Below are 25,648 nucleotides of genomic sequence, written 5' to 3'. Positions count from 1 at the left end.
GGTGTCCAGTTCCGGCTCCGGGACTATTCTGGCTTACAGGCGGTCACAATGTAGGCGGACGTAGGAAAAACGGCCTGCCCGGTCGACGTGGCGTGTTTCGACAGCCTTGCGTCTGACTTTGCCAGCACAGTCGCGATTTCCTCTTCGTCTAGATGTATGCCGAAAAGTGGCAGCCAGCCTCGCAATTCGACTTCTATCATGGTCCGGGTGCTGGGGAATTTTGCCTGCTCGGTTTTCGTCTCGTAGGCAACGTCGACAAATCCTGCTTGCGACAATAGTCCGGCAACCTGATCAGGATCATCTAGGCAAAACGGCATTCGCACTGCATCAGCAGCCTCTGGCGATACATGCTCGTCCAATACCGAGGCGACGTCTTTATATGCCGGATTCCTGTTTATCGAGTGCCAGGCAGCTACCGCCAACGTTCCGTCTGGTCTGGTAACCCGGTACATTTCGTTGGCCGCTTTTTGGCGGTCCTGAAAAAACATCATGCCAAATTGCGACACTACGCAGTCGAATGAACAATTGCCAAAAGGCAAATCTTCGGCGCTGCCAAGAACCCATTCAACATCGGGCTCTAATTCTCTGGCAGCAGCAATCATACCCGGTGCCGGATCAAGCCCAACAACCTTTCCGGACTTGCCGACGCGTTCAAGGGCCGCACGAGCAAGTACCCCCGATCCGCAGGCAATATCCAGAACATCGGCACCTGCGCTAGCTGAAGCTCCGTCAATGAGATGGCCAGTCCACGGCGCAAAAAGCGCTGGCACGAACAGAGCTTCATACCCGCGACCTGCCTGAAGTTCCTCCGGTGTCACTTCAGTAACCACTCTTGCCTTCCCTCAGCAATTGGTCCCAGATTCGAATATAGCACAGACTGTTTGGGTTCGTGAGGGCAGTATGATCGCTTTCCCCCGCCGGATTACAGCTATTTCTGACGGGGCTGTTCGAGTATTATGTTGTTATGCCACAACCCAAGCTTCGAAAACTCGCTGCCATCGTTTCAGCAGACGTGGCGGGTTACTCGCATCTGATGGAAATGGATGAAGCCGGAACAATCTCCCGCCTCTCTGCATGTTTCGACAATGTCTTCTCGCCGCGCGTAGACTCTCGAAATGGCAGGGTCGTCAAGTTCATGGGCGACGGCGTTCTAGTGGAGTTTGCGTCGGCTCTGGATGCTGTCACCTGCATGCTGGAAATCCAGTGCGCCCTGAAAGGGTGGGAGACCAATGAGGAGGCTGCCCATCGGATAGAATTCAGAATGGGCGTCAATATCGGAGACATTACGATCATCGGTGACGATATCTTTGGCGACGGGGTCATTCAGGCAGCCCGATTGCAGGAGATATCTGAGCCAGGTGCAATTTGCATTTCCGCAGCAGTGCATGAGCAGATCAAAGGTAAAATCGACCAGACCTTTCATGATCTCGGACACCGTAAGCTGAAAAATATCGCTGAACCGGTGCGAGTATTCTCTACTGGTGCCAAAGCAACAAGCGAAAAGGAAAAACCATCTGGCTGGCCATTCCTTTCAGCGACTGCACGCAAGCCGGTGGCCGCGGGCGGGTGCCTTTGCGGCAAAATAAAATACAAGGTTTGGTCAGAACCGGTCACAGTTGGGTTTTGCCACTGTCGGCACTGCCAACTCGCACTTGGAGCGCCATTGAACGCCTGGGCGATTTTCGAGAAGCAAAATGTAACGTTTGACGGCGATCCACCGGGGCTTTATGCGTCCTCGCAACTTTCCGAGCGGGCTTTCTGTAAAACCTGCGGCTCAAGCATTTATACAGACGTAAAAGAGCTTGGGTACTATTCGATCAGGGTTGGAACTTTCGATAACCCAGCCGACTTCCCTCCTGAACTGCATTTTGGTGTCGAGAGCCAGATACCCTGGGTCGATATTCATGACGATTTGCCACGGATCAGGACGGAGAATGATCCGCAGCTTTCATCGCGCTGGGTGGCCGCGGGCGAGTCAAAAGCTGGCCCAACACCGCCAGATAAAAAAAAGCGCAAAGTTTTTGATGGTCCAACCAAGCTCAAATAGCAAAGCTGACCTGGGTAAACTTATTACCCATTTTCCAGACATAGACGAACCGCCGGAAAAACTTGTTCGGGCCGGCCATACATGCATGCTGGAGGCATAGGATTTTCCGAGAGTTTTCGCTGTTGGCGGGAGAATTCAATGCGAAAATTTGGAGCCCGCAATCCATGGTCGCGACGCGAAGATTTCAGGTTTCTGCGTGGAGAAGGAACCTTTTTCGACAATATTGCGCCAACAAACGCGCTTTATGCGCATTTTTTCAGATCGCCCGTAGCGCACGCAAAAATCACCAAATTGAATGTTCTCAAAGCGCGCCGGATGGAAGGTGTGCATTTGGTATTGAGCGCTGATGATTTACACAAAGCGGGCATTGCAGAGGGATTGCCCTTTGAAGTTGCAGAGTGCCCGGACGGCAGTGTCGGCGCGGCACCAACCGCCTGGGCAGCGCTGTCAAATCGCACCAACCAGCCATCACCCATGCTTTTTACGATCTGGCCTGATTGGCCGGTTATCGTCGGAGACAAGACATCGCTTTCCAGATGTTCGAGCATCTCCAACGCCGCCAGCTCGTCTTCATGCATCATGGCCGAATAGCCGACGATATCAGCTGCCAGATTAGCCGCCAACTTTCGCTGCATACTGTGTCCCTCTATCCGACGTCGGTACAAGTGTAGAGGAACTGTGTTAGTACACCAAACTGGTTTGACAGTGGTTCAATCTTGGAACGACAAGAGAACTTGGCCTTTCAGGCCTAAGACCTTCCCAGCCCCAAGCGAACCTTCACTAATGAGCTTTTGAGAGTCCGAGCAGCGGGCAATTCGGGCACCCGACTTTTGAGGGAAAACGACGGCTTCTAAAAAAATTCCAGTACATGCCAGTCTTCGTTTCGAACGAAAGTGAGAGACGCAGTGATGGATCGCCGCAAGCGGCAACGCGTTATTGTAATCGGGTCAGGTATGGCTGGCCTGATGGCAGCAGCTGTGCTCGCAGACCAATTTGCTGAGGTCATAATCATCGAAAAGGCTGATCTACCTCGCACGCCTCACGTTCGAAAAGGAGCTCCTCAAGGTGCACACGTACATACGTTCCTTGGGTACGCAGTCGAAGCCTTGGAGGATTTTCTGTCAGGCATCATGACCGAACTATATGAGGCGGGTGCTGTTCAAATTCGCAGAAACAAGCATATCTGGTTCCACGATGCGGCTGGCCCGACTCCAATTCGAGATGTAGGTACCCTTGCACCGTCGGTAACTCGGCCTTTGCTGGACCACGTGGTGCGCCAGCGTGTTCTCGCGCTACAAAATGTATCAATAACGGAAGCCACTCGATTTGCCTTATACTCGCAATACCGCCCAACACGCGTGCGACCTATCTAACACCCGTCCATGGCAGACTTTGGCTTGCGACCATGTATGGCAGGGGCGGCGACACGGCGCCCGTCGCCCAGGACGCCATCCAATTGTTAGGTCTTTATTTAGGGGAGCTTGCTTATAAAAATTGCAGAAGTGTTCAAGTTCAGCGTTGCCCGGTGTTTTACGCTGAAGCCGACTTGAAACGAATATTCCATCAAGGAAATGGCGTTTTTTGCACAAAGGCATCCTCGCACTTGAAAGGACATTCTCCGAAGCCGGGCTTGCCTGAACTCAGGTCGAGTGAGATCGTTACATCGGAAAAGTTGTTTTTGGTGTCAGGGGGTCATTTATGCAAGTCGCATCTCACAGGATCATTGTGTTGGCATGGCTGGCAATTGTTGTGGTCGCTTCACCAACCTCGGCCCAGAACGCTAATCAAGCCCGCGCTACAATGGACTATCTGAGCGACCTCGTTCAACGTGCGGAAGCTGGAGGAACCAACCTAGTTCTTAGCAGAAGCGTGCCTGTTTCAGTAACGCTGCTTTCGATCGGCGGCATACCCGTGGTTGCCTACCGAAAAGAGAATAACTGGAAATACGGAGATTTTCTGGCTTCCACGTTTGATTGCTCGGCACCGGGCGTGCTTCGAATGACCTTTGTTGTAAATCCATATGGGACTGACGACGTGCCTGAATTTATCAAGTCGGGGTACGTTTCAGATGTGGAACTCATTTCCAGCTCAATCGGTCTGGATACAGTATTGCCGGACGGAGCAACGATACTCGGGGCAGTCCCGACACTGGATGAGGCGAATGGTCCATCAACGATGTTCAGAATTTCGGTTTAAGTACCCTCAAACGGTAAGGTCGCATCCAGCCTTGGGCCGACCGGAAACCTACAAGTGATACTCAAAGAAGGTGAGAAGTACTTAAGGCTCGGCGGTGGGGCAAACCTGAGTGGATACGAAGCAGATCTGCGACCGCTTCTTCAACACTGCGCTATGAGCGATCCGAACTACGAACCGCCGCCACCTAGTGTTGCGGAAGTTGCTAATGGTCAACCCATCGGCCTCCAGCCTACTTCTGAACAGCTGCAACTCGCCCTGTCCAAGTATTATGGGCTTTCAGTGGGTGTTTACAGCTTACTCATAGGCGCCGAGAATGCGGGATTTGAATACGAGGACTTCAAGCTGCATGACTGCTTTGTGGCAAAAGACGGTCTCGTGTTCTGTCAATTCTCTGGCCGAATGCTCTTCGGCGACAAGAGGCTGGCGCCCCTTACCGCGTTCTTAAATACTATGATAACTCTCACGGGTCCGCGATGGGTATCAGTACAAGTGGATGGCTCCAATTGGCGAGTGACTCAAGATTACAGGTCATGCAGCGTTGGGACGGATAGCATCTATTGTGATTGGTACGAGTAGAGGGCACCGCGTGGCCAATACGATCCACTTTTCACCAGGACAGCATGGTGCTTCTGTGGAACCTATTTTGCCATCACTTGATGCGAATCGTACCTCATCTTAACCTTCGTCCTATTGTTCTGGGAAATTTGACTAGGCCGAAGACATTGCGAAAAATTGTCTATTCGCATCGGAACCAATGAACCGATTTGACCTAGTTCTTTAAGCTAGATGCACCCCCAGAAAATCGTGGATCTGGCAGTTAGTTGGCGGTTTTGGGGGGTAAAAGTGCTTAGCGCAACTGGTTCCACATTGATTTCTACAGTGATCGCAATATCCGCGTTTGCGCTTTTTGTAGGTGCGCGCTCTGAGGCGTTGGCAGAGGGTTTTCCGAACGAAAACGCTACATGTCTTGAACAATTTATGGCACCAGACTTCGATAGCCCCTCGTCGAGCATCAGCTCAGAAATGGATCGCGAGTCCCTTTCAGAGTTCCAGTTTGGCATGCCCTTATCAGAACACTTTTACAGCAAGGAAAATGATACCGTATTGCTGGGTCCCGGGGAGGAAGCCGTCATCTCTGCCGGAGATGGCAACGATACAATTTTCGTCGTCAACCCTTCACCACATGGCAATGCTCTCGGAGAGAACGGGAGCGATACGATCCATGTCTGCTCTCTTGTCAGCACGATCAACCTAATTGGAGCAAGTGGCGGTGAAATGGCTCCGGATTCCGTTCCCGACTTGATCGTCATTCATCCCAGCGCCTTCACTTCGGCAGAGGCAATCGGAACCAATCAAGTCAATCTGGGTGGTCGTCCAATTGAAATCTACGGTGCAAGGATAATGATCTCCGGCTTTGACGCCCGTGCGGATCGTATCATTCTCCGGTCGCCAAAGTCGGTTGCACCGAAGATAGTAGAAGACTCATCGTGGAGAACACTCGTTCAAGCCGGTCCAATTCAGCTTGATATCCAGATAACCGATGAGACCGCACCGCATCCGACCACAGGTATCAAAACAGAGGTGGTGCAATCAGACCCACCGGGAACTCTGGAATTGTTGGCCGTGGTTGCAGAGCAGACTGTCCGGCAACGCGAAGATCATGGCGCTATGGTCCACAGTTCTGATGAACATGCCGAGCACGGACATGATGATCATCACGATGGCGACCACGCCGCAGATCCGTCTGTTTACCGGAAAATCGGGTTGGAGGTCAGCAGGAATGGGACATGCGCGTCGATCCGACAATTTGATGGCCCTGATACAGCAGAAGTTGATGTAACACCTGAAAACCATGACACGCGAGAAAGCACCTGGCTGGATGGCGATGATCAGATCGTTCATTTTGGTGACGGACAGGGGCACGAATTGCTGGCTGGCGGTGGTGACGACCAGTTGTGGCTTTACGACGTTGCACCAGATAGTGCCTTGATTGCTGGCCGTGGTTCGGATCTCGTTGTGCTGTGTTCGGTCGAAGATATCGATGCGGGTATTTCTCTTGGGAACGGGGATGCCGCAATGGACGAAGATCCGGATACGCTTGTTATTGCAGAAGGCGTTCTGGCTGACATTCCTGAGGGATTTTTTCGACGGGTTTCCGTTTCAGAGTTTCAACCGGAAACGGATCGCCTGATATTGCCGCCCGCACCCTTTACACCAGTGGTCGAGCCGTCGGCCGGTGGGTACAGCACCGATGTTACATACGGTCCTTTGCTGGTCAGGCTGTACCACGGGAACGTGCCGGATTCGTCTGTATTGAAGGCGGCAGTTCAAACCGGCGTTTTGCCGCCGGAACCGTTACTGAACGATATAGAGGTTCGCAAAGCAGCGACACAAGTTGTTCCGGCCGAAAACCTTGCCTATACGGAACAAAGTTGGTCAAACGCCAGAACACTCGCCGGAGCAACACCGGATAGCACGCCCCCATCGCTTGTATGTAACGAATCCAGCTTACCGGCCAGCCGCGCGAGCCCGGAAGACCTGCCAAATCTGGATGAGCATACTGCCTTGCAGGTTCGATATGGCGGCCAGGATGAAATTGTCATCTTAAAGTCGATAGATGAAGATTCCGAACACGGTATCCTTTCGCACAGCTCAATTGATTTGGGTGCTGGCAACGATACAGCCTATGTCTTCACCGGCAATGGATCGGTCACCCTTGGACCAGGCAACGACGTTGCAATCCTTTGCCAACTTGACGGACTATCGATTGAATTCATAGCCGCGCCAGACGGCGTGCCCGATACCGTCATTGTTGATTCAGGGGTGTTCCTGACACCGGTGATCACAGGGTTGAAGCGGCGCATCGCGTTTTCAGGGTTTGGAGATTCAAATGACCGGCTGATTTTGCGTGTGCCAGAGGGTGCTCGGATAGAATGGGTGGCGAACGTACTGAATGTGACGGTGGGCGGTCACCTCACAACGATCAGCCCCAGTTGGCATCCGATGCACACTGCCCTGGACCAAAAGCTGGACGAAAACAAAATAATCGTCTGGCCGGTCAGCCGTACTTTGGAGTGACAAGTTTCTGGTTTTGTCAGGAGAATGAAAGATGACTCGGATCGCAACCCTTCAAACTTTCCTTTTTTGCGCGACAGTAGTTTTACCCGTTCCGGCTCTGGCCAATTGGACTTATTCACCAAGTGGCGGCCCGGCCGGCTCGGCTTCCGTGGCGGGGTCTGATGGTTCGACCTTAATTGTAGACTGTGGCAACAGCGGAGAGATTGGAATAGTTGTCCGGCCGGACATTCGACCCAGTTCCATGCGTCAGGCTAACAGCGGTTTCATTGGCTTTGTAATAGACGGCAATCCGGTGTCTCGCATCAACGTCCCTGTTTCGTGTGAAGCCAATCAATGCTCAACAGGGGGACGCCCCGGCGTTCTTCCTCTCGTAAGAGCGCTGCAAGCAGGATCAACTGCGCAAATCTGGTGGGAAGATTGGGATCTTGGCGTTTATTCTTTGGCCGGTTCTTCTGCTGCCATTGGAAAGATCAAAGCAGCGGGTTGTCCGGGGTTTTAAATGGGATACCAAACTTGTGAGATTTGTCATGGTTCCGGTCTTAACGGCACGTGCAATAGATGCGCCGGGGTAGGTAGTTATTGGGTTCAGGATCCACCTTCAAGGACTGGTGACAAAGTAGAAACTACACCGGGCTAGAAATCCAGATTCTCGACGCTCAGTGCATTTTGCTGGATGAACTCGCGGCGTGGCTCGACCACGTCGCCCATCAGCTTGGTGAACAGATCATCCGCCTCGACCATATCGTCCACGCGTACCTGCAGCAGCGTGCGGGCGTCCGGGTCCAGCGTTGTTTCCCACAGCTGATCCGGGTTCATCTCGCCCAAACCTTTATACCGCTGCAAAGACAGGCCTTTTTCACCCTCATCCAGAATGGCGCGCAGCAGGTCCAGCGGGCCGTGGATCACTTGGCTGCGATCACGACGGACCAGCGTGGCGGGAGAGTTGTAGACCTCTTGCAGGCTTTGCGTAAAGCTGCCGGTCTTGCGCGCCTCACCGGAACGCAGCATCGGGCCGTCCAGTGTGCGCACCTCTTCGACGCCGCGCAGGATACGGGCCAGGCGGATACCGTGATCCTGCGTGATCCGGCCTTGCCAGCCACGCTCATATTCCAGCGCGATCAGGTCCAGACGGGCGGCGACCTTGTCGGCCACGCCTTGCAGGTCGGCATCCACCGCACCCGGCACAAAGGCGCCAGCCACGGCGGCCTGTTCCAAAATGTGACGAGGGTAGTGGGTGGGGAATGCGTCCAGCACGCGTTTCAGCTGGCGTGCCTCGTCGACCACGCGGGTCAGGTCCTGCCCGATGATTTCCTCGCCCGAGCCCAGTTTCAGCACCGCCCCTTCAACGCCCTGATTGATCAGGTAGTCGTCCAACGCCGCCTGATCTTTCAGATAAACCTCTGATTTACCACGCGAAACTTTGTATAGCGGCGGCTGTGCGATATAGAGGTATCCGCCTTCGATCAGCTCCGGCATCTGCCGGTAGAAGAAGGTCAGCAGCAGCGTCCGGATGTGTGCGCCATCCACGTCCGCATCGGTCATGATGACGATCTTGTGGTAGCGCAGTTTCTCGATGTTGAACTCATCGCGGCCAATGCCGGTGCCCAGCGCCATCACCAGATTGCCGATCTCCTGAGACGACAGCATCCGATCGAACCGGGCACGTTCCACGTTCAGGATCTTGCCGCGCAGGGGCAGGACCGCCTGTGTCAGCCGGTCCCGGCCCGTCTGGGCAGAGCCACCGGCCGAGTCACCCTCAACCAGGAAGACTTCGGTCTTGGACGGGTCTTTCTCGGAACAGTCTTTCAGCTTCCCGGCCAGATAGTTCACATCCATCGCCGTCTTGCGGCGGGTCAACTCGCGAGCCTTGCGGGCGGCCTCACGGGCCAAAGCGGCCTCGATGATCTTGCCAACGATCCCCTTGGCCTCGTTCGGGTTTTCCTCGAACCACTCGGCGAGCTTTTCGTTCATCAGGCCTTCGACCGCCGGGCGCACCTCGGAGGAAACCAGTTTGTCTTTGGTCTGGGACGAGAATTTCGGGTCAGGCACTTTCACCGACAGCACACAGGTCAGCCCTTCGCGCGCGTCATCGCCGGTGAAGCTGACTTTCTCTTTCTTCGCGATCCCGCTGGACTGCGCGTAGTTGTTGATCGTCCGGGTCAGAGCCCCCCGGAAGCCGGCCACGTGCGTCCCGCCATCACGCTGCGGGATGTTGTTGGTGAAGGGCAGCACCGTCTCATGATAGCTGTCATTCCACCACATGGCGATTTCAACGCCGATATCGTCACGTTCGCCCTTGATGTAGATCGGCTCCGGCATCGCCGGGGACTTGGAGCGGTCGAGGTATTTGACGAACTCCTTAACACCGCCCTCATAGAACAGCTCGGTCTCCAGCCGTTCCGCAGGGCGTTCGTCGATCAGAATGATGCGCACGCCCGAGTTCAGGAAGGCCAGCTCGCGCAAGCGTTTTTCCAACGTCTCGAACGAGTATTCGAGGTTCGAGAACGTGTCGGTCGAGGCCAGAAAGCGCACCTCGGTCCCGGTGCGGTCGCCGCATTCCTGGACCACCTTCAGGTGTTCGGCTGTCTCACCGCCCTCAAAGCGCGCGACGTGTTCCTTGCCGTTACGCCAGACGCGCAGTTCCAGCCAATCCGACAGCGCGTTCACCACGGAAACGCCCACACCGTGCAGACCGCCCGACACCTTGTAAGAGTTGCTGTCGAACTTACCGCCCGCGTGCAGTTGGGTCATGATGACTTCGGCGGCCGAGACGCCCTCTTCCGGGTGAATGTCCACCGGAATCCCGCGGCCATTATCGCTGACCGAGACGCTGGAATCGGCGTGAATCTTCACGGTCACATGGTCGGCATGACCGGCCAGCGCCTCGTCAATTCCGTTGTCGACAACCTCGTACACCATATGGTGCAGACCCGAGCCATCGTCCGTGTCACCGATATACATACCGGGACGCTTGCGAACCGCCTCTAAGCCTTTGAGAACTTTGATGGAATCAGCGCCGTATTCCTGTGGTGCCTGTGCGTCTTCGGACATGCCGTTAGTACCTATATTATTTTGGTAACTTATACGTTTTCTGGTGGGGATTGTCACGCGGTCCCCCAACATTTTGTGGTCCTGATCGGCTTTATTTACCGATCAAAGCCGATCGAGGTCCGCCGCGATATCCGCAGCAATTTCCGCCGCATTCACGTCGTCGCGTTCGGCGGACAACCGCAGCCCCAGAAGGTCGGACTGATAGCGCGCTGCAAGGCGATCCGGGTCACGGTCCGGCGAGATCTCTCCGGCCTCTTGTGCGCGGCGAAACAGCTCTGCGAAACAGGTTTTCATTTCGACCATATGGGTGCGCGCCTGTCCGGCCAGATCGTGATCCCTGGCCTGCAATTCGGCATAGGTCTTGGCCAACATGCAGGCTTTGGTCGGCAGGCCCGATGCCTCGACCACACGATGCGGCTGCGCCTTGAGCGCACCCAGCGGCCCCAGTTCCTGGGCCAGTGCCATCATGTTTGAGACCCCGTCCTGCGCATAGCGCTCCAACGCCAGCGCATAGAGCGCATCTTTCGACCCGAACGCCGCATAGAAACTGCCTGGCTTCAGTTTCAGCTCCCGCTCAAGATCTTTCAGTGACGTCCCCGCCCAGCCCTGACGCCAGAAAATGTCACGGGCCTGCGCGATCAGCGCGTCGCGGTCATAGGAAGGTTTGCGGGGCATCAACTTCACCAATTCTTGAACGTCCGCTCAAATATATACTTGAGCGATCACTCAAGAAACCCTAATTACGACTCATCGCGCCAGAAACAGGAGTTCCGACATGGCCAATTTTCCGTCTCATGACCTCGAGACCGCGCCCGAAGGGTCCAAACCGCTGCTCGAGAAATCACAGGCCGCCTTTGGCCGTCTGCCCGGCCTGCATAAGGTGATGGCCGAAAGCCCGCAGCATCTGGAAGGCTATCAGGTTCTGCACGGCCTGTTCCTGCAGACCGATTTCGACAATGATGAGAAAACCGTCGTCTGGCAGACCATCAACGTGGAAAACGAATGCCACTACTGCGTGCCCGCCCATACCGGTATCGCCAAGATGATGAAGGTGTCGGATGAGATCACCGAAGCCCTGCGCAACGAAACCCCGCTGCCCTCGGCCAAGCTTGAGGCGCTGCGCACCTTCACCCTGCAGATAATGGAAAGCCACGGCAACCCGACCGAAGATCAGTTGCAGGCCTTCTTCGACGCCGGTTACTCGCACCGCGCGGTTCTGGACGTGGTGCTGGGTCTGGCGCAGAAAACCATGTCGAACTACGTGAATCACATGGCCAAAACCCCGGTCGATGAGGTTATGCGCGGCTTCCTGTGGGACCGTAAAGTCGGTGAACCGGCCTAAGTTTCAACGACCGAGCCCTCATCGCCTTCGGCAACGACCAGCATTTGAGCACGGTCGCCCAATTCCGAAAACAGTTCAGGCCCGGTACCCGTCATCCAGGCCTGAGCGCCCAGCGCACAAATCTCATCATACAGCGCCGCGCGCCGCCCCGCATCCAGATGCGCGGCCACTTCATCCAGCAGCACGATCGGCGGCGCGCCCACCATCCCCGCCAACGCCCGCGCGTTGGACAGGATCAGGGACACCAGCAGGGCCTTTTGCTCTCCGGTCGAGCAATCCTTGGCTGGAACCCCTTTGGCCGCGAACACCCCGTACAAATCAGACCGATGCGGCCCCACCAAAGTCCGCCCTGCAGCCAGATCGCGAAACCGGCTTTCATTCAACGCCACGCGCAAATCCTCGGCCGTCTCCGGCATCTCCCCTTCGGTCTGAACCAGCTCCAGATCAGCCGAAGGGAAAGCAGTTTCCGCCTGCTCCTGCGCTGTCCGCAAATGCGCCAGCGCTGTTAGCCGGGCGACATGGATACGATGCCCGGTCTCGGCCATCTGCCCCTCCAGAGCCGCATACCAATGGGCATCGCGCACCTGCTCTTTCAGCAGCCGGTTTCGCTCGCGCATGGATTTTTCATAAGTCAGGGATGCCTCGGCATGGGTCGGGTCGAAACTCAGCGCTATCCGATCCAGAAACCGCCGACGCCCCTCGGCCCCTTCGATCCACAATCGATCCATCGACGGAATCAACCAGACCACCCGCGCCAGCTTGCCCAGATCGATCTGGTTGGCCGCCTTGCCGTCAATCCGAACCTGACGCGCCGCGCCGCCTTCGGACCAGGTTTCGATCTCGTAATTCTGCCCCTGCGCGTTCAGCAAACCGGACAGTTTCCAACCCAGCGCCTCGGGGCGGCGGGTCATCTCGGCCGCACTGGCCCGCCGCATCCCGCGACCGGGCGAAAACAGGGAAACCGCCTCAAGGATATTGGTCTTCCCGGCCCCGTTCGGCCCATGAATCGCCACCGGCCGCCCATCCAAAGATAACCGCGCCAGCTTATGAGACCGAAAATGCGAGACCGTAAGCTCGGTCAGGGCCAATCCCATGACCCCTCCCTTCATCTTTTAAAAAATACTCCCGCCGGAGGCATCGCGCGCCAGCGCGATCAGACGCGCATCGGCATGACCACGTAGACCGCGCTCTGATCAGTGCCTTCGCGCATCAGGGTCGGATCACCGGCCGAATTGAACAGGAATACCGCGTTTTCGCGATCCACCTGAGACGCAATCTCCAGCAGATACTTGGCGTTAAAACCAATCTCCAACCGCTCATCGCCATAGGCGACGGCCAGTTCTTCCTCGGCGGCGCCGCTGTCGGGTGCGTTGACGGACAGAACCAGCTTGTCCGCATCCAGTTGAAGCTTCACCGCGCGCGAGCGTTCCGACGAAACCGTCGCCACCCGATCAACGGCCTGCGCGAACTCGGCAGCGTCCACTTCCAGCTGGCGGGTGTTGCCCTGCGGAATAACCCGCGTGTAGTCGGGGAAGGTGCCGTCAATGACTTTCGAAGTCAGCGTGATGTCGGGCGTTGCAAAACGCACCTTGGTTTCACTAACCGAAACCGCGATGTCCATCTCATCATCGTCCAGCAGCTTGCGCAGCTCGCCTACGGTTTTGCGCGGCACAATCACGCCGGGCATGTCCGCGGCACCATCCGGCAGATCGGCGTCGATGCGGGCCAGACGGTGGCCGTCGGTGGCCACACAGCGCAGCACCTTTCCGCCTTCGGATCCATCGGCCACATGCATGTAGACACCGTTCAGGTAGTACCTGGTTTCTTCGGTCGAGATGGCAAATTTCGATTTGTCGAACAGCCGCCGTAGCAGCGCAGCCGAGGCCGTGAAATTCGATTGATACTCCGAGGACGCCATCACCGGAAAATCCTCTTTCGGCAAGGTCGCCAGCGAGAAGTTCGACCGGCCCGCCTCAACCGTCAGGCGGCCTGCGGCGCTGTCGGCGCTCAGGGTGACCAGCGCCCCGTCGGGCAGTTTGCGCACGATCTCATGCAGGGTCGTCGCCGCGACAGTCGTCGCGCCCGCCTTTTCCACCTGCGCCGGGGCCTTGTCGACCACTTCGATATCCAGATCGGTGGCGCGGAACATGGCTTGATCGCCTTCGGCCTCGATCAGCACGTTGGCCAGTATCGGAATGGTGTTGCGACGTTCGACAACAGATTGGGCCTGGGAAACGGCCTTGAGAAGGGTGCCGCGTTCGATGCTGATCTTCATACCCTCAGTTCCTCTGACTTGCGTACCGACATGGGCGGGACTGGCACGTTAGCGGTTCCACCCTGAGGCACAAGGATTTTTTACGGTTTTCTGGGTCGGAACACCCATTGCGTCAAGGGGCGCGTGGCCCGGCGGGCACAGTTCATCGGCGACCGTGGATAATTGCGCACAAAAAAGCCCCGGGCGCGAAGGTCCGGGGCATTTCCTGAGGGGCTTGAGGTAAGCCTCAGGCTTCCAGCGCGCGGCGCAGCATTTCCACGTCTTCGGCAATCTGGCCGTCGGTGGTTTTCAGCTCTTCGATGCGCTTGACGCCGTGCATGACCGTGGTGTGGTCACGCCCACCAAAGCGGCGGCCGATCTCGGGCAGCGAGCGGCTGGTCAGTTGCTTGCACAGATACATCGCCACCTGACGCGGACGGGCATAGGACCGCAGGCGCTTGGGGCCGATGATGTCGGACAGGCGGATGTTGTAATAGTCCGACACTTTGCGCTGAATCTCTTCGACCGTGATCTTGCGCTCGGACGCGCGCAGCACGTCGGCCAGACAATCCTGGGTCAGTTCCATGTCGATCTCGCGCCCCACCAGCGAGGCAAAGGCGAACAGACGGGTCAGGGCACCTTCGAGCACGCGCACATTGGTCGAGATGCGATGAGCCAGAAACTCCAGCACACCATCGGCAATGGTCAGGTCGGGGTAGGTGCTGCTGTACTGCTGCACCTTGTTCTGCAGGATACCCAGACGCAGTTCGTAATCGGTCGGGTGCAGGTCAACGACCAGACCGCATTGCAGGCGCGACTTCACGCGATCTTCCAGATCTTTGATTTCGCCCGGGGCGCGGTCGGCCGAGATGATGATCTGCTTGTTCTGGTCCACCAGCGCGTTGAAGGTGTGAAAGAACTCTTCCTGGGTTGAATCCTTGCCGGCGATGAACTGCACGTCATCGACCATCAGCACATCGACCGAGCGGAACAGGTGTTTGAAATCCATCATCCGACGTTCGCGCAGAGCCCGCACAAAACGGTACATGAATTGTTCTGCGGACAGGTACAGGACATTCAGCTCGGGCCGCTTGGTTTTCAATTCCCACGCGATGGCATGCATCAGGTGGGTTTTACCCAGGCCGACGCCGCCATACAGAACCAGCGGGTTGAAGGTGACGGGGCCGCCTTCGGATACACGGCGCGCGGCGGCATGGGCCAGTTCGTTGGGCTTGCCGACCACAAAGCTGTCAAAGGTGAAACGGGCGTCCAATGGCGCGGCCTGCATCGATTCCAGCGCATCGTTTGCCGACTCGGCCTGTTGCGACAAAGATTGGGGTTGCGGCGTGTCCTGAACAACCGCGGGTGCGGGTTCGTTGGACGGGCGTACCGGCGAATTGGCGGCGACGCGAAAGGCCAGACGCTGCACTGATTCCCCGGCGGTGTTCATCTCATACAAAATGAGATCCGCAAAATTCTGGCTCACATAGTTGCCCATGAAATTCGTCGGTACCGAGAACACCGCTACCCCATCCTGCAGCTCTTGAAATTCAAGAGGTTCGATCCAGGTGGTGTAGTTGTTCTTACCGACCGCCTTGAGCAATTTGTTACGCAGTTGTCCCCATTTCTCTTGTGTCATCAAGCGCCTCACGCATCCCATTCTTTATTGGCCTGACGGCCTTATTACCCAGTTCCGGTTACCCGGTTATTTTTGCTTTTCACTCGCAATAAGATACCCACACGCCAAACCACGTGGGTCTGGCGAGGCTGTCCCCTAAACTCAGCACAGCCTTACAGGTGGACACCCGAAAACAGGGCGCCCGCATGCAGGGTCGCGCATCGCAAACATATTTTTAGACAGGGCTCAGATCTTCGGTCACCCGAAAACCTATAGCAGATCAACAAACGGGCAGTGTCCGTTTGCCAACATTCGTTTCGCGACCATCCTGATGCCCGTCAGTTTGATCAATGAAACAGCCTGTCCCCCCAAGCGAGTGAATCGCTGACTTAGTGGTAACAAGAGGCCAAGGCGTACGGCAACGAAACTCTGATGTTGACTCGGGTCTTTGGCCGAAAGAATCTCTCGGCTTCGTGAAGACGCGGCTTTCCGGCAACAGCACAAAAAAAGCGCCACGAATTGTGACGCTTTTATGAACAATTCAACCGTGAATTGTTGACCTTAGGTCAACCCAGGGGGTTAGCCCAGAGCTTTGACCCGGGCCGACAGGCGCGACATTTTGCGCGAGGCGGTGTTCTTGTGGAAGACGCCTTTGGTGACGCCGCGCATCAGTTCGGGCTGAGCTGCGCGCAGGGCTGCGGTCGCTGCGTCCTTGTCGCCGGATGCGATCGCTTCTTCGACTTTGCGCAGGTAGGTGCGGATGCGCGAACGGCGCGCTTTGTTGATTGCGAAACGCTTGTCGTTCTGACGCGCGCGTTTTTTAGCCTGGGGCGAATTTGCCATGTGTTTCTGACCTTCGTTCGGTACGGTTATATTCGGTTACGCGTCACGGATTATCCGCACCGGATCAGAATCACGGGTGTGAGTCGGGCCAAGCGGGCCGCACGCGCATGTATAGCGGCGCTAGTTATCCAAGATTGCGCGCTTTGCCAAGCCGATTCTTTCACAGGGCATGGCCGGCATGAAAAAGGCGGGCTAGGCCCGCCTGATCCCGGTCCCCGGCGCGCGGTTTACTTGTCGCGGAACTGGGCGGCGCGTTTTTCCTGAAACGCGGCCATGCCTTCTTTCTGGTCTTCGGTTGCGAACATGGAATGAAAGACACGGCGTTCGAACAACAGGCCTTCGCTCAGCGTAACCTCATAGCTGCGGTTGACGGCCTCTTTGGCGGCCATCGTGCTGAGCTGCGATTTCTCGGCAATCTTCTGGGCCGCACCGATCGCTTCTTCCACAAGCTTTTTGGCCGGAACCACCCGGCTGACCAAACCGGCGCGTTCAGCCTCTTCGGCGTCCATGAAACGACCGGTCAGGTTCATGTCCATCGCTTTGGACTTGCCGACAAAGCGGGTCAGGCGCTGCGTGCCCCCCAACCCGGCAATGACACCCAGATTGATCTCGGGCTGACCGAACTTGGCGGTGTCGGCGGCAATGATGAAATCGCACAGCATCGCCAGTTCGCACCCGCCGCCCAGCGCATAGCCCGAAACGGCAGCAATGATCGGTTTGCGGATCGCACAGATACGGTCGTTGAAATCGCCGAACAGGTTGGATTCATAGACGTCGACAAAGCTCATCTCGGACATCTCCTTGATATCCGCCCCAGCTGCAAAGGCCTTGTCCGAGCCGGTGATGACGATGCAGCGCACCTTGTCGTTCTGGTCCGCATCTTCAAGCGCCGAGCTGAGCTCTTGCGTGAGCTGCGCGTTCAGCGCGTTCAGTGCATCGGGTCTGTCGAGCTTGATAAGTGCGACGTGGTCTTCGATTTCGACGATGATCGTCTCAAAAGCCATGAGGTGTAAGCTTCCGGTTGTTCCGTTCAGATACGATTCCTTATCACGCGAGGAAGCTGGATCAAGTTATCTTTGGCATTGCGCGCAATAGAAGGATGAGCGACCGGACTGGGTGATTCTTTTGACCATCGCATCACAGCCTTCGGTGCGGCAGGGTTCGCCTTCGCGCCCGTAAACATCAAAGCTGTGCTGAAAATATCCAAGTTCTCCATCGGCTTGACGGAAATCGCGCAGCGATGATCCGCCTGCCTCGATGGCGTCCTGCAGCACCTGCCGGATGATCGGAACCAATGCGGCGACGCGCACCTCAGAAATCTGTCCGGCCTTGCGACGTGGCGACACGCCCGCGCGATAAAGCGCCTCGCAGACATAGATATTGCCCAATCCGGCAACGATTCCCTGATCCAGCAACGCCGATTTGACCGGGGTGTTTTTTCCACGGAACGCCTCAATCAGGTGCTGTTCGTGAAAGTCATTGCCCAGCGGTTCCGGCCCCAGAACCGACAGCAGCTTGTGCGCCTCGGCGGTGGCGGTCGGCAGCAGGTCCATCGCGCCGAACCGGCGCGGATCGTTAAAGGTCACCCGCGCGCCATTGGCCATGTGGAACACAACGTGGTCATGCTTTTCGGGCATCGGGTGGTCATGCGCGAACTGTCCCAGCGGATCGCCCGACACCGTCATCCGCCCGGACATACCCAGATGGATCAGCAAGGTTTCCCCACTGCTGAGATCGGCCAGAATGTATTTCGAGCGCCGCCGCAGCCGGTCGACCCGCTGCCCGGTCAGCCGTTCCGCCATACGGTCGGGAAAGGGCCAGCGCAGATCGGGACGGTTCACATCCGCCCGTTCGATCACCACACCCTCCATCGCAGGCGTCAGCCCGCGGCGGACCGTTTCGACTTCGGGAAGTTCCGGCATGTGCTCTCCTGATTTGCGGCCAGCGCGCTTTCAAATGCCTGCACCATTTCATCATGTCCGGTAACATATTTCAAAATCCGCGCCGTCTTCCCATCCGAAAAACGCAGCACGTAGGTCCCGTGATGTCTGAGGCTGATTTTAGTCAGCCCGGACAAATCATAATAGCGCCGTTGAAACAGCCAACCCGTTGTGACCAATTCGGCCCCATCGATCGTCACCGTGTTCACCAGATGATAGATCAGGGTGTAGACGACAAGCCCGACCAGCGACAGCTTGATCCATAGTATTGTTTCCGCCTCCAAACCCGGGAAAACCTCGTCATCGGGCATCAGATCGGGCTGGAAAAAGCAGATGTTGAGCGCATTGAACAGCGCAATCGCGATCAGGACCAGCAAACCCGGTGTGGTGCGAAAGGTCAGTCGCGTCAGCGATTGCTGCGCAGGCCGTTCACTGCCCGCACGCGAGATCGCCTCGTCCAAAGGATCATTGGGAAAATGACGGGCCAACGCATCCACCTTGTCGCCCAGCCCATCGGCACGCCACACCCTTTGCGCGGTGCGAAAGACAGCCCTGACCCGCCAGCCGAAAAACAGGAAGACCAAAACGATGGACAGCAAAGCTGCAAGAAGGCTTGCCAACAGGACATCTCCGAAGGTCAGGAATATCTGATCCCGTCATAGGCTGCGACTAAGGAAAATCTGTGGCGCATCTGTCGATTCGCCGCCCCCTGCTACCTTTTCGCGCGATTGTCTTCCCGGCTGCGCGGCCTATAAGGATGAGCAACTCAGGCAAAGGCATCCTTTCATGTCCGACAACAGCGACAAGACCACTCATTTCGGATTCGAAACCGTGCGCGAGGCCGACAAGGCCGGGCGTGTGCAGGGCGTGTTCAACTCGGTCGCCTCGAAATACGACGTGATGAACGATGTCATGTCGATGGGCATTCACCGGGTCTGGAAAGACGCGATGATGGATTGGCTGGCACCGCGCCCCGGTCAACGCCTGCTGGACGTGGCAGGGGGCACCGGCGATATCTCATTCCGCTTTCTCAAACGCGCGGGCTATGGCCATGCCACCGTGCTGGACCTGACCGAGCCGATGCTGGTCGAAGGCCGCCAGCGCGCCGAGGCCGATCAGATGTCCGACAGCCTGAATTGGGTGGTGGGCGACGCGATGTCCCTGCCGTTCGAGGACAATACGTTCGACGTCTACACGATCTCATTCGGCATCCGGAACGTGACCCGCCCGCAAGAGGCGTTGAACGAAGCATTCCGCGTGCTGAAACCCGGTGGCCGCCTGATGGTGCTGGAATTCAGCCAGTTGCCCAATGACGGGCTGCAAAAGCTATATGACCTCTACAGCTTCAACGTCATCCCGCGCATGGGCAAGCTGATCGCCAATGATTACGACAGCTATCAGTATCTGGTGGAGTCGATCCGCAAGTTCCCCGATCAGGAGACGTTCCTGAACATGGTCCGTACCGCCGGGTTCGAAAACGCCAAATACCGTAACCTCAGCATGGGTATCGCCGCGCTGCATTCCGGCTGGAAGATCTGATCCATGCGAGGCCCTCACAACATCATCCGCCTGATCCGCACAGGCGCCACGCTGGAACGTACAGGCGCCATGAACGTGGTACTGGACGCCTTCGAGGCACCGCGCGCCCTGCGTTTCGTGGCCCATGCCCTGGGCAAACCGTTTCAGTGGCTGGGCTACAAGGGTGACCCCGAAATGCCACCTGCGACCCGGGCGCTGACGGCGCTGGGCCCGGCCTATATCAAGTTCGGTCAGGTGCTCTCGACCCGCCCGGACGTGGTCGGCAATGAACTGGCCGCCCAGCTGCGCGTGCTGCAAGACAAGCTGCCGCCCTTTTCGCGTGCCGAGGCCATGGCCGAAGTGTCCAAGGAACTGGGTCAGCCGGTGGAGGAGGTGTTCTCGGAGTTCAGCGAACCCATCGCCGCGGCCTCGATTGCGCAGGTCCACAAGGCCAAGCTGAGCAGCACCGGAGAGGATGTCGCCGTCAAGGTTCTGCGCCCCGGTATCGAACGCGCGTTCCGCAAGGATGTGGACGCTTTCTACTTCGCCGCCCGCATCGTCCAGCTGTTCGCCCCCGGTGCGCGCCGCCTGCGCCCGATGGACGTGATCGAACATTTCGATGGCGTCGTGCGCGGCGAGCTGGACCTGCGGCTGGAAAGCGCCGCCGCCTCGGAATACGCCGCCAACACCAAGGATGACGCGGGGTTCTGGCTGCCGCCGGTTGTCTGGTCCCTGTCTGCCCGCCGGGTGATGACGCTCAGCTGGGCTGACGGTATTCCGCTGGGTGAAAACGACGCGCTTGATGCCGCCGGACACAACCGCCGCGATCTGGCCGAGCGCGTCCTGCGCCTGTTCCTGCTGCACGCGCTGCGCGACGGCTACTTCCACGCCGACATGCACCAGGGCAATCTGAAGGTCGCCGCCAATGGCGATATCATCGCCTATGACTATGGCATCATGGGCCATATCGACGAATACACCCGCCGGGTCTATGCCGAGATCCTCTTCGGCTTCATCCGCCGCGACTACAAACGCGTGGCCGAGGTGCATTTCGAGGCCGGCTACGTCCCTGCCAATCGGGATGTCGACGAATTCGCCCGCGCCCTGCGCGCCGTGGGCGAGCCGATCTTCGGTATGGACGCTTCGAATATCTCGATGGGGCGCCTGCTGAACTACCTGTTCGAGGTCACCGAACGGTTCGGCATGGAAACCCGGACGGAACTGATCCTGCTGCAACGTACGATGGTGGTGGTCGAGGGCGTCGCACGCTCACTTGACCCACACACGAACATCTGGGAGGTCGCCCGCCCCGTGGTCGAGGATTACATCAAGCAATCCATCGGCCCGCGTGCCGCCCTGCGTGATTTCGGCAAAACCGCCTGGGTTCTGGCCCGCTTCGGCCCCCGCCTGCCGGGGTTGGTCGAAAACGCCCTGATCGCCCAGACCCAGAAGGACGACCCTCAGATTTCACCTCTTTGGTCTGCGGCTCTGCCTGCCGGTATCGGTGCCGCAGTTGGCGCCGCGCTGGTTCTGCTGCTCAACGCGCTCAGCTAAAACCATCCCGCCCGCTTCATCTGTCCAGAAATATCCTCGGGGGGACTCGCGCCAAAGGCGCGATGGGGGGCAGACAGCCCCCCTGCCTCGGCTTCGGCTCAGAGCCGCTCGATGGCGATGGCAATCCCCTGCCCGCCACCGATACACATGGTGATCAGCCCTTTGGACCCACCCGTGCGTTCCAGCTCATACAGCGCCTTCAGCGTGATGATCGCCCCGGTCGCGCCGACCGGATGACCCAGAGCAATCGCCCCACCATTCGGGTTCACCTTCGACGCGTCCAGGCTAAGCTCCTGATTCACCGCCAGAGCCTGCGCCGCGAATGCTTCGTTGCTTTCGATCACATCGAAATCGTCCACCGACAGGCCGGTCTTGTCCATCAGGTTCCGCACTGCCGGAACCGGCCCGATGCCCATCACCTCGGGGCGTACACCGGCATGGGCATAACCCAGAATGCGCGCTTTGGGTTTCAACCCGGCTTTCTCGGCCGCCTCCGCCGTGGCAAAAACCATCGCCGCCGCGCCGTCATTGATGCCCGAAGCATTACCCGCCGTCACACGACCGTCTTTTTTGAACACCGGCCGCAACCCGGCCAACGCCTCGGCCGTGGTGGCCTTGGGGTGTTCATCGACCTTGAAATCCACCATGTCCCGCTTGACCTTGACCTGAACCGGCGCGATCTGGCTGTCGAAATACCCCGCCTCGATCGCCGCCGCCGCGCGGGTCTGGCTGGTGATCGCAAACTCGTCCATCTGCGCGCGGCTGATCTGATGCTCATCAGCGACATTCTCAGCCGTCACGCCCATATGGCCGGTGCCAAAGGGGCAGTTCAGCGCGCCCAGCATCATGTCCAACGAGGACACATCGCCCATCTTCGCCCCCCACCGCGCCTGCGGCACGATGTATGGGCTGCGCGACATGCTCTCGGCCCCGCCTGCCACGGCAAACTCGGCGTCGCCCAGCATCAGGGACTGCACCGCCGAAACAATCGCCTGCGCGCCCGATCCACACAGCCGGTTCACATTCATCGCAGGCGTCCCGTTCGGTATCCCCGCCTGCATCGCGGCAACGCGCGACAGGTACATGTCACGCGGTTCGGTGTTGATCACATGCCCAAACACCACATGCCCGATCTGCGCACCCTCGACACCCGACCGCTCCAGCGCGGCCTCTGTGGCAACGGTCGCCAGGTCGATGGGCGCGGTTGACGCCAGAGCGCCGCCAAAGGTTCCAATTGCGGTGCGGGCACCATCCAGCAATACGATATCGGTCATGTCAGTCTCCTCCGGGATTCGGCAGCAGTATGCACCTGCAGCATGGACCTGTCCTATGAGACGTCCCGTCACGGTTGGAATTGACATCCATCCCCGCAAGGCGCATGAAATTCCGTCATGACGGACAACACTGACGATATCCTGACACGCCTGCCCGCCCGCCTGAAAGAGGCGCGCCGGGCCAAGGGCCTGTCGCTTGAAGCCGTGGCCAATCTCAGCGGGGTGTCCCGCTCGATGGTCAGCCAGATCGAACGCGGCGAAAGCAGCCCGACCATCTCGACTCTGTGGAACCTAACCCGCGCCCTGCAGGTGGATTTCGCGGGTCTGCTGGAAGAGGCCAACACCGCCGACCAGATCGAGGTGCTGCGCAAGGCCGAGGTGCCCAGCATCGACAATATGGGCCAGAACTGCCGCATCCGTATCCTCTCCCCGCCCGAAGAAGCCGGCGGGCACGAGGCCTACGACATCGAATTCGACGCGGGCGGTGCCCTGACGAGCCAGCCCCACGCGCGCGGCGCAAGGGAACAACTGACGGTGTTGGCGGGCGCAGTCCGCGTGACCTCGGGCACCGCGTCCCGCGATCTGAAACAGGGCGATACGGCCCGCTATGCGGCGGATGTGGCCCATTCGATTGTGGCCGACAGCCCGGCGCGCGTGTTCCTGATCGTCAAGAACGCCTGAAATCAAACCTTCCGTTTTTACGGATTTTCATCTTTTATATTGTATTTCCCCCATTTGGGAACTACATCCGTTATGTTAGACACGCGACTCACATAAACGGAGACCGCCATGGCAGATGCATTCCTGTCCCATATCACGGACACCCTCGCGCAGATCGAATCCGAGGGTCTGTATAAACGCGAACGAATGATCACCTCGCCTCAGGGCGGTGAGATCACGGTGGGCGACAAGCAGGTAATCAACCTGTGCGCCAACAACTATCTGGGTCTGGCCGATCACCCGGCGCTGATCGACGCCGCCAAGGGCGCAATGGAGCCCAAAGGGTTCGGCATGGCCTCGGTCCGGTTCATCTGCGGCACGCAGGACATTCACCGCGAGTTGGAACAGAAGCTGGCGCAATTCCTGAACAAGGACGACGCGATCCTGTTCGCGGCGTGTTTCGATGCCAATGGCGGATTGTTCGAGCCTTTGTTGGGGCCTGAGGATGCCATCATTTCGGACAGCCTGAACCACGCCTCGATCATCGACGGGGTGCGGTTGTGCAAGGCGAAACGCTATCGCTACATGAACAACGACATGAACGATCTGGAAGCCTGGCTGAAACAGGCGCGCGAGGATGGCGCGCGGCATATCATGATCGCCACCGATGGCGTGTTTTCGATGGATGGCTATCTGGCCAACCTGCCGAAGATTCGCGAACTGGCCGACAAGTACGACGCCATCGTCATGGTCGATGATTGCCACGCCACCGGCTTCATGGGGCCGAACGGGGCCGGAACGCCGGATCATTTCGGCGTCGACGTGGACATTCTGACGGGCACCCTGGGCAAGGCACTTGGGGGGGCAATCGGCGGTTATATCGCCGGGCCGCAGCCAGTGATCGACCTGCTGCGGCAGCGCGCGCGGCCCTATCTGTTCTCGAACTCGCTGCCACCCTCTATCGTCGCTGCCGGTCTGGAAGCGATCCGTCTGGTCGAAGAGGGCGACATGCTGCGCGCGCAACTGTTCGGCAACGCGAAATACTGGCGCGCGGGGTTGGAAAAGCTGGGTTTTGACCTGCTGCCCGGTGAACACCCGATCATCCCGGTAATGCTGGGTGAGGCGACCCTGGCACAGGACATGGCCGCCAAATTGTTTGACGAGGGCGTCTATGTCTCGGGCTTTTTCTTCCCCGTCGTCCCGCGCGGTCAGGCGCGGATCAGAACGCAGATGAATGCGGCTCTAACAAAGGATGAACTGGACCGCGCACTGGCCGCGTTTGGCAAGGTGGGCAAGGAACTGGGAGTGATCTCTTGATCCTGCCCTCTGTCATCGACGCAATCGGAGACACGCCGCTTGTCGAGCTTTCGCGCGTATGTCGGCAGCTTGATCTGGACGGGCGTATTCTGGCCAAGCTGGACTACCTGCTGCCGGGGTTTTCGAAAAAGGACCGGGCCGCGAAGTCCATCATCGAACTGGCCCGGGCCGATGGCACATTGGCCCCGGGGCAGGCGGTAGTTGAACTGACCTCGGGCAATATGGGCACAGGTCTGGCGATTGTCTGCGGCATTCTGGGTCATCCTTTCGTCGCGGTCATGAGCGCCGGAAACTCGGTTGAACGCGCGCGCATGATGCGGGCCTTGGGGGCTGAGGTCGTAATCGTCCCGCAAGCCGAGGGCAGCAAACCCGGCGAGGTTTCGGGGGCCGATCTGACCTTGGTGGATGAAGCCGCGCAGCGCATCACCGCCGAACGCAACGCGTTTCGCGCCGACCAGTTCGGTCATTCCGGCAACCCCAAAGCCCATGCCACCGGCACGGGGCCAGAAATCTGGAACCAGTCCGGCGGGTCGGTGACGGCGTTTTGCGACTTTGCAGGGTCCGGCGGCACTCTGGCCGGGGCGGCGGAATACCTGACCCCGCTGGGCGTGCGCTGCTACGCGGTCGAACCCGAAGGCGCGCGGGCCATCGCCGGAGAAGCCATCAGAAACCCCGATCACCCAATTCAGGGCGGCGGCTATGCCATGGGCGATCTGGTCCACCTGAACGGAACGACACTGGCCGGGCATCTGTCGGTTTCGGGTGACGCAGCACGAGACTGCGCGCGATTGCTGGCCCGCACCGAAGGCATTTTCGCGGGTTTTTCGGCGGGTGCCAACCTTGCTGCGGCCATCGACCTGTTGCGCGGGCCGGAAAAAGGCGGCTGCGTTGCGATTGTGATGTGTGACAGCGGTTTGAAATACCTGTCTACCGATTTGTGGGAGTAACCTCATGCG

General features: G+C 58.2%; 23 protein-coding genes. 12 read left to right on the top strand and 11 right to left on the bottom strand.

All coding sequences use genetic code 11. From position 1 onward, the window contains the following. Positions 1 to 23: 23 nt before the first annotated feature. Positions 24 to 830 carry a class I SAM-dependent methyltransferase gene (locus tag ACR0DO_RS14480; RefSeq protein WP_480559707.1) on the bottom strand — a complete coding sequence of 269 codons (807 nt, stop codon included), beginning with the start codon at positions 828 to 830 and terminating at the stop codon, positions 24 to 26. Between the two features lie 134 nt (positions 831 to 964). Here ACR0DO_RS14480 and ACR0DO_RS14475 point away from each other — a divergent pair, with 134 nt between their 5' ends. The 6 genes from ACR0DO_RS14475 (at position 965) to ACR0DO_RS14450 (ending at position 7,820) form a co-directional block, all read left to right on the top strand. After that, positions 965 to 2,047, top strand: coding sequence for a GFA family protein (locus ACR0DO_RS14475; RefSeq protein ID WP_480559706.1), 1,083 nt, complete (start codon positions 965 to 967; stop codon positions 2,045 to 2,047). A gap of 81 nt (positions 2,048 to 2,128) precedes the next feature. Beyond that, the gene (locus ACR0DO_RS14470) at positions 2,129 to 2,638 is read left to right on the top strand and encodes a hypothetical protein (protein ID WP_480559705.1); all 510 of its coding nucleotides are present in this window, start codon (positions 2,129 to 2,131) and stop codon (positions 2,636 to 2,638) included. Positions 2,639 to 2,955: 317 nt separating this feature from the next. Further along, on the top strand, positions 2,956 to 3,420 hold the full coding sequence (locus tag ACR0DO_RS14465; protein WP_480559704.1) for an FAD-binding protein: 465 nt from the start codon (positions 2,956 to 2,958) through the stop codon (positions 3,418 to 3,420). Positions 3,421 to 3,745: 325 nt separating this feature from the next. Next, a complete protein-coding gene (locus ACR0DO_RS14460) occupies positions 3,746 to 4,243 on the top strand; it encodes a hypothetical protein (protein WP_480559702.1) in 498 nt (165 codons plus the stop codon). Between the two features lie 786 nt (positions 4,244 to 5,029). Continuing rightward, the gene (locus tag ACR0DO_RS14455; protein ID WP_480559700.1) at positions 5,030 to 7,321 is read left to right on the top strand and encodes a hypothetical protein; all 2,292 of its coding nucleotides are present in this window, start codon (positions 5,030 to 5,032) and stop codon (positions 7,319 to 7,321) included. A gap of 31 nt (positions 7,322 to 7,352) precedes the next feature. Next, positions 7,353 to 7,820 (top strand): hypothetical protein, encoded by a 468-nt coding sequence (locus ACR0DO_RS14450; RefSeq protein ID WP_480559698.1) that lies wholly within the window; start codon positions 7,353 to 7,355, stop codon positions 7,818 to 7,820. A 134-nt stretch (positions 7,821 to 7,954) separates the two neighbouring features. Here the strand turns inward: ACR0DO_RS14450 and gyrB are convergent, their stop codons facing one another. After that, the gene (gene gyrB, locus ACR0DO_RS14445) at positions 7,955 to 10,372 is read right to left on the bottom strand and encodes a DNA topoisomerase (ATP-hydrolyzing) subunit B (RefSeq protein ID WP_170447290.1); all 2,418 of its coding nucleotides are present in this window, start codon (positions 10,370 to 10,372) and stop codon (positions 7,955 to 7,957) included. Positions 10,373 to 10,474: 102 nt separating this feature from the next. Continuing rightward, positions 10,475 to 11,047 carry a TetR/AcrR family transcriptional regulator gene (locus ACR0DO_RS14440; RefSeq protein ID WP_170447292.1) on the bottom strand — a complete coding sequence of 191 codons (573 nt, stop codon included), beginning with the start codon at positions 11,045 to 11,047 and terminating at the stop codon, positions 10,475 to 10,477. A 100-nt stretch (positions 11,048 to 11,147) separates the two neighbouring features. Between ACR0DO_RS14440 and ACR0DO_RS14435 the strand changes: the two genes are divergently transcribed. Further along, the gene (locus tag ACR0DO_RS14435; RefSeq protein ID WP_480559696.1) at positions 11,148 to 11,714 is read left to right on the top strand and encodes a carboxymuconolactone decarboxylase family protein; all 567 of its coding nucleotides are present in this window, start codon (positions 11,148 to 11,150) and stop codon (positions 11,712 to 11,714) included. On the opposite strand, the gene recF is transcribed toward ACR0DO_RS14435, so the two are convergent. From recF to ACR0DO_RS14400, 7 genes are all read right to left on the bottom strand, one after another. Next, a complete protein-coding gene (gene recF / locus ACR0DO_RS14430) occupies positions 11,711 to 12,808 on the bottom strand; it encodes a DNA replication/repair protein RecF (RefSeq protein WP_480559694.1) in 1,098 nt (365 codons plus the stop codon). The genes ACR0DO_RS14435 and recF overlap by 4 nt on opposite strands. A gap of 59 nt (positions 12,809 to 12,867) precedes the next feature. Further along, a complete protein-coding gene (dnaN, locus tag ACR0DO_RS14425; protein WP_480559692.1) occupies positions 12,868 to 13,989 on the bottom strand; it encodes a DNA polymerase III subunit beta in 1,122 nt (373 codons plus the stop codon). Positions 13,990 to 14,215: 226 nt separating this feature from the next. Next, positions 14,216 to 15,607, bottom strand: a complete 1,392-nt coding sequence (dnaA, locus tag ACR0DO_RS14420; protein ID WP_170447300.1) for a chromosomal replication initiator protein DnaA — start codon at positions 15,605 to 15,607, stop codon at positions 14,216 to 14,218. 558 nt (positions 15,608 to 16,165) lie between these two features. Beyond that, positions 16,166 to 16,429, bottom strand: coding sequence for a 30S ribosomal protein S20 (gene rpsT, locus ACR0DO_RS14415; protein WP_058282200.1), 264 nt, complete (start codon positions 16,427 to 16,429; stop codon positions 16,166 to 16,168). A gap of 227 nt (positions 16,430 to 16,656) precedes the next feature. Then, a complete protein-coding gene (locus tag ACR0DO_RS14410) occupies positions 16,657 to 17,433 on the bottom strand; it encodes an enoyl-CoA hydratase (protein WP_170447301.1) in 777 nt (258 codons plus the stop codon). Between the two features lie 66 nt (positions 17,434 to 17,499). Next, positions 17,500 to 18,351: a bifunctional DNA-formamidopyrimidine glycosylase/DNA-(apurinic or apyrimidinic site) lyase gene (mutM, locus tag ACR0DO_RS14405; RefSeq protein WP_480559689.1), complete on the bottom strand. Its 852-nt coding sequence runs from the start codon at positions 18,349 to 18,351 to the stop codon at positions 17,500 to 17,502. Beyond that, positions 18,309 to 18,989: a hypothetical protein gene (locus ACR0DO_RS14400; RefSeq protein WP_480559687.1), complete on the bottom strand. Its 681-nt coding sequence runs from the start codon at positions 18,987 to 18,989 to the stop codon at positions 18,309 to 18,311. Before ACR0DO_RS14400 ends, mutM begins: the two co-directional genes overlap by 43 nt. A 166-nt stretch (positions 18,990 to 19,155) precedes the next feature. On the opposite strand from ACR0DO_RS14400, the gene ubiE reads away from it, so the two are divergent. Next, positions 19,156 to 19,908 (top strand): bifunctional demethylmenaquinone methyltransferase/2-methoxy-6-polyprenyl-1,4-benzoquinol methylase UbiE, encoded by a 753-nt coding sequence (ubiE, locus tag ACR0DO_RS14395; RefSeq protein WP_170447308.1) that lies wholly within the window; start codon positions 19,156 to 19,158, stop codon positions 19,906 to 19,908. 3 nt (positions 19,909 to 19,911) lie between these two features. Next, positions 19,912 to 21,441, top strand: a complete 1,530-nt coding sequence (gene ubiB, locus ACR0DO_RS14390) for a 2-polyprenylphenol 6-hydroxylase (protein WP_480559685.1) — start codon at positions 19,912 to 19,914, stop codon at positions 21,439 to 21,441. Positions 21,442 to 21,539: 98 nt separating this feature from the next. Here the strand turns inward: ubiB and ACR0DO_RS14385 are convergent, their stop codons facing one another. Continuing rightward, positions 21,540 to 22,715, bottom strand: coding sequence for an acetyl-CoA C-acyltransferase family protein (locus tag ACR0DO_RS14385; RefSeq protein ID WP_480559683.1), 1,176 nt, complete (start codon positions 22,713 to 22,715; stop codon positions 21,540 to 21,542). Between the two features lie 117 nt (positions 22,716 to 22,832). Here ACR0DO_RS14385 and ACR0DO_RS14380 point away from each other — a divergent pair, with 117 nt between their 5' ends. From ACR0DO_RS14380 to ACR0DO_RS14370, 3 genes are all read left to right on the top strand, one after another. Beyond that, a complete protein-coding gene (locus tag ACR0DO_RS14380) occupies positions 22,833 to 23,396 on the top strand; it encodes a helix-turn-helix domain-containing protein (RefSeq protein WP_480559681.1) in 564 nt (187 codons plus the stop codon). A 108-nt stretch (positions 23,397 to 23,504) separates the two neighbouring features. Next, complete coding sequence (locus tag ACR0DO_RS14375) at positions 23,505 to 24,692, top strand: glycine C-acetyltransferase (protein ID WP_480559679.1); 1,188 nt, start codon at positions 23,505 to 23,507, stop codon at positions 24,690 to 24,692. Continuing rightward, entirely contained in the window at positions 24,689 to 25,639 is a 951-nt protein-coding gene (locus tag ACR0DO_RS14370) for a PLP-dependent cysteine synthase family protein (protein WP_480559677.1), read from the top strand. Before ACR0DO_RS14375 ends, ACR0DO_RS14370 begins: the two co-directional genes overlap by 4 nt. Positions 25,640 to 25,648 lie beyond the last annotated feature (9 nt).

This window comes from Ruegeria sp. AM9, from assembly GCF_056540565.1.
Note: the sequence above shows the minus strand (reverse complement) of the source record. Positions and strands in the feature narration are given on the sequence as shown.

What these genes read in the sequence shown, in the direction of transcription:
- ACR0DO_RS14475 (WP_480559706.1), top strand. Translation starts at nt 965, where the DNA reads ATGCCACAACCCAAGCTTCGAAAACTCGCTGCCATCGTTTCAGCAGAC.
- ACR0DO_RS14470 (WP_480559705.1), top strand. Translation starts at nt 2,129, where the DNA reads ATGCATGCTGGAGGCATAGGATTTTCCGAGAGTTTTCGCTGTTGGCGG.
- ACR0DO_RS14465 (WP_480559704.1), top strand. Translation starts at nt 2,956, where the DNA reads ATGGATCGCCGCAAGCGGCAACGCGTTATTGTAATCGGGTCAGGTATG.
- ACR0DO_RS14460 (WP_480559702.1), top strand. Translation starts at nt 3,746, where the DNA reads ATGCAAGTCGCATCTCACAGGATCATTGTGTTGGCATGGCTGGCAATT.
- ACR0DO_RS14455 (WP_480559700.1), top strand. Translation starts at nt 5,030, where the DNA reads ATGCACCCCCAGAAAATCGTGGATCTGGCAGTTAGTTGGCGGTTTTGG.
- ACR0DO_RS14450 (WP_480559698.1), top strand. Translation starts at nt 7,353, where the DNA reads ATGACTCGGATCGCAACCCTTCAAACTTTCCTTTTTTGCGCGACAGTA.
- gyrB (WP_170447290.1), bottom strand. Translation starts at nt 10,372, where the DNA reads ATGTCCGAAGACGCACAGGCACCACAGGAATACGGCGCTGATTCCATC.
- ACR0DO_RS14440 (WP_170447292.1), bottom strand. Translation starts at nt 11,047, where the DNA reads ATGCCCCGCAAACCTTCCTATGACCGCGACGCGCTGATCGCGCAGGCC.
- ACR0DO_RS14435 (WP_480559696.1), top strand. Translation starts at nt 11,148, where the DNA reads ATGGCCAATTTTCCGTCTCATGACCTCGAGACCGCGCCCGAAGGGTCC.
- recF (WP_480559694.1), bottom strand. Translation starts at nt 12,808, where the DNA reads ATGGGATTGGCCCTGACCGAGCTTACGGTCTCGCATTTTCGGTCTCAT.
- dnaN (WP_480559692.1), bottom strand. Translation starts at nt 13,989, where the DNA reads ATGAAGATCAGCATCGAACGCGGCACCCTTCTCAAGGCCGTTTCCCAG.
- dnaA (WP_170447300.1), bottom strand. Translation starts at nt 15,607, where the DNA reads ATGACACAAGAGAAATGGGGACAACTGCGTAACAAATTGCTCAAGGCG.
- rpsT (WP_058282200.1), bottom strand. Translation starts at nt 16,429, where the DNA reads ATGGCAAATTCGCCCCAGGCTAAAAAACGCGCGCGTCAGAACGACAAG.
- ACR0DO_RS14410 (WP_170447301.1), bottom strand. Translation starts at nt 17,433, where the DNA reads ATGGCTTTTGAGACGATCATCGTCGAAATCGAAGACCACGTCGCACTT.
- mutM (WP_480559689.1), bottom strand. Translation starts at nt 18,351, where the DNA reads ATGCCGGAACTTCCCGAAGTCGAAACGGTCCGCCGCGGGCTGACGCCT.
- ubiE (WP_170447308.1), top strand. Translation starts at nt 19,156, where the DNA reads ATGTCCGACAACAGCGACAAGACCACTCATTTCGGATTCGAAACCGTG.
- ubiB (WP_480559685.1), top strand. Translation starts at nt 19,912, where the DNA reads ATGCGAGGCCCTCACAACATCATCCGCCTGATCCGCACAGGCGCCACG.
- ACR0DO_RS14385 (WP_480559683.1), bottom strand. Translation starts at nt 22,715, where the DNA reads ATGACCGATATCGTATTGCTGGATGGTGCCCGCACCGCAATTGGAACC.
- ACR0DO_RS14380 (WP_480559681.1), top strand. Translation starts at nt 22,833, where the DNA reads ATGACGGACAACACTGACGATATCCTGACACGCCTGCCCGCCCGCCTG.
- ACR0DO_RS14375 (WP_480559679.1), top strand. Translation starts at nt 23,505, where the DNA reads ATGGCAGATGCATTCCTGTCCCATATCACGGACACCCTCGCGCAGATC.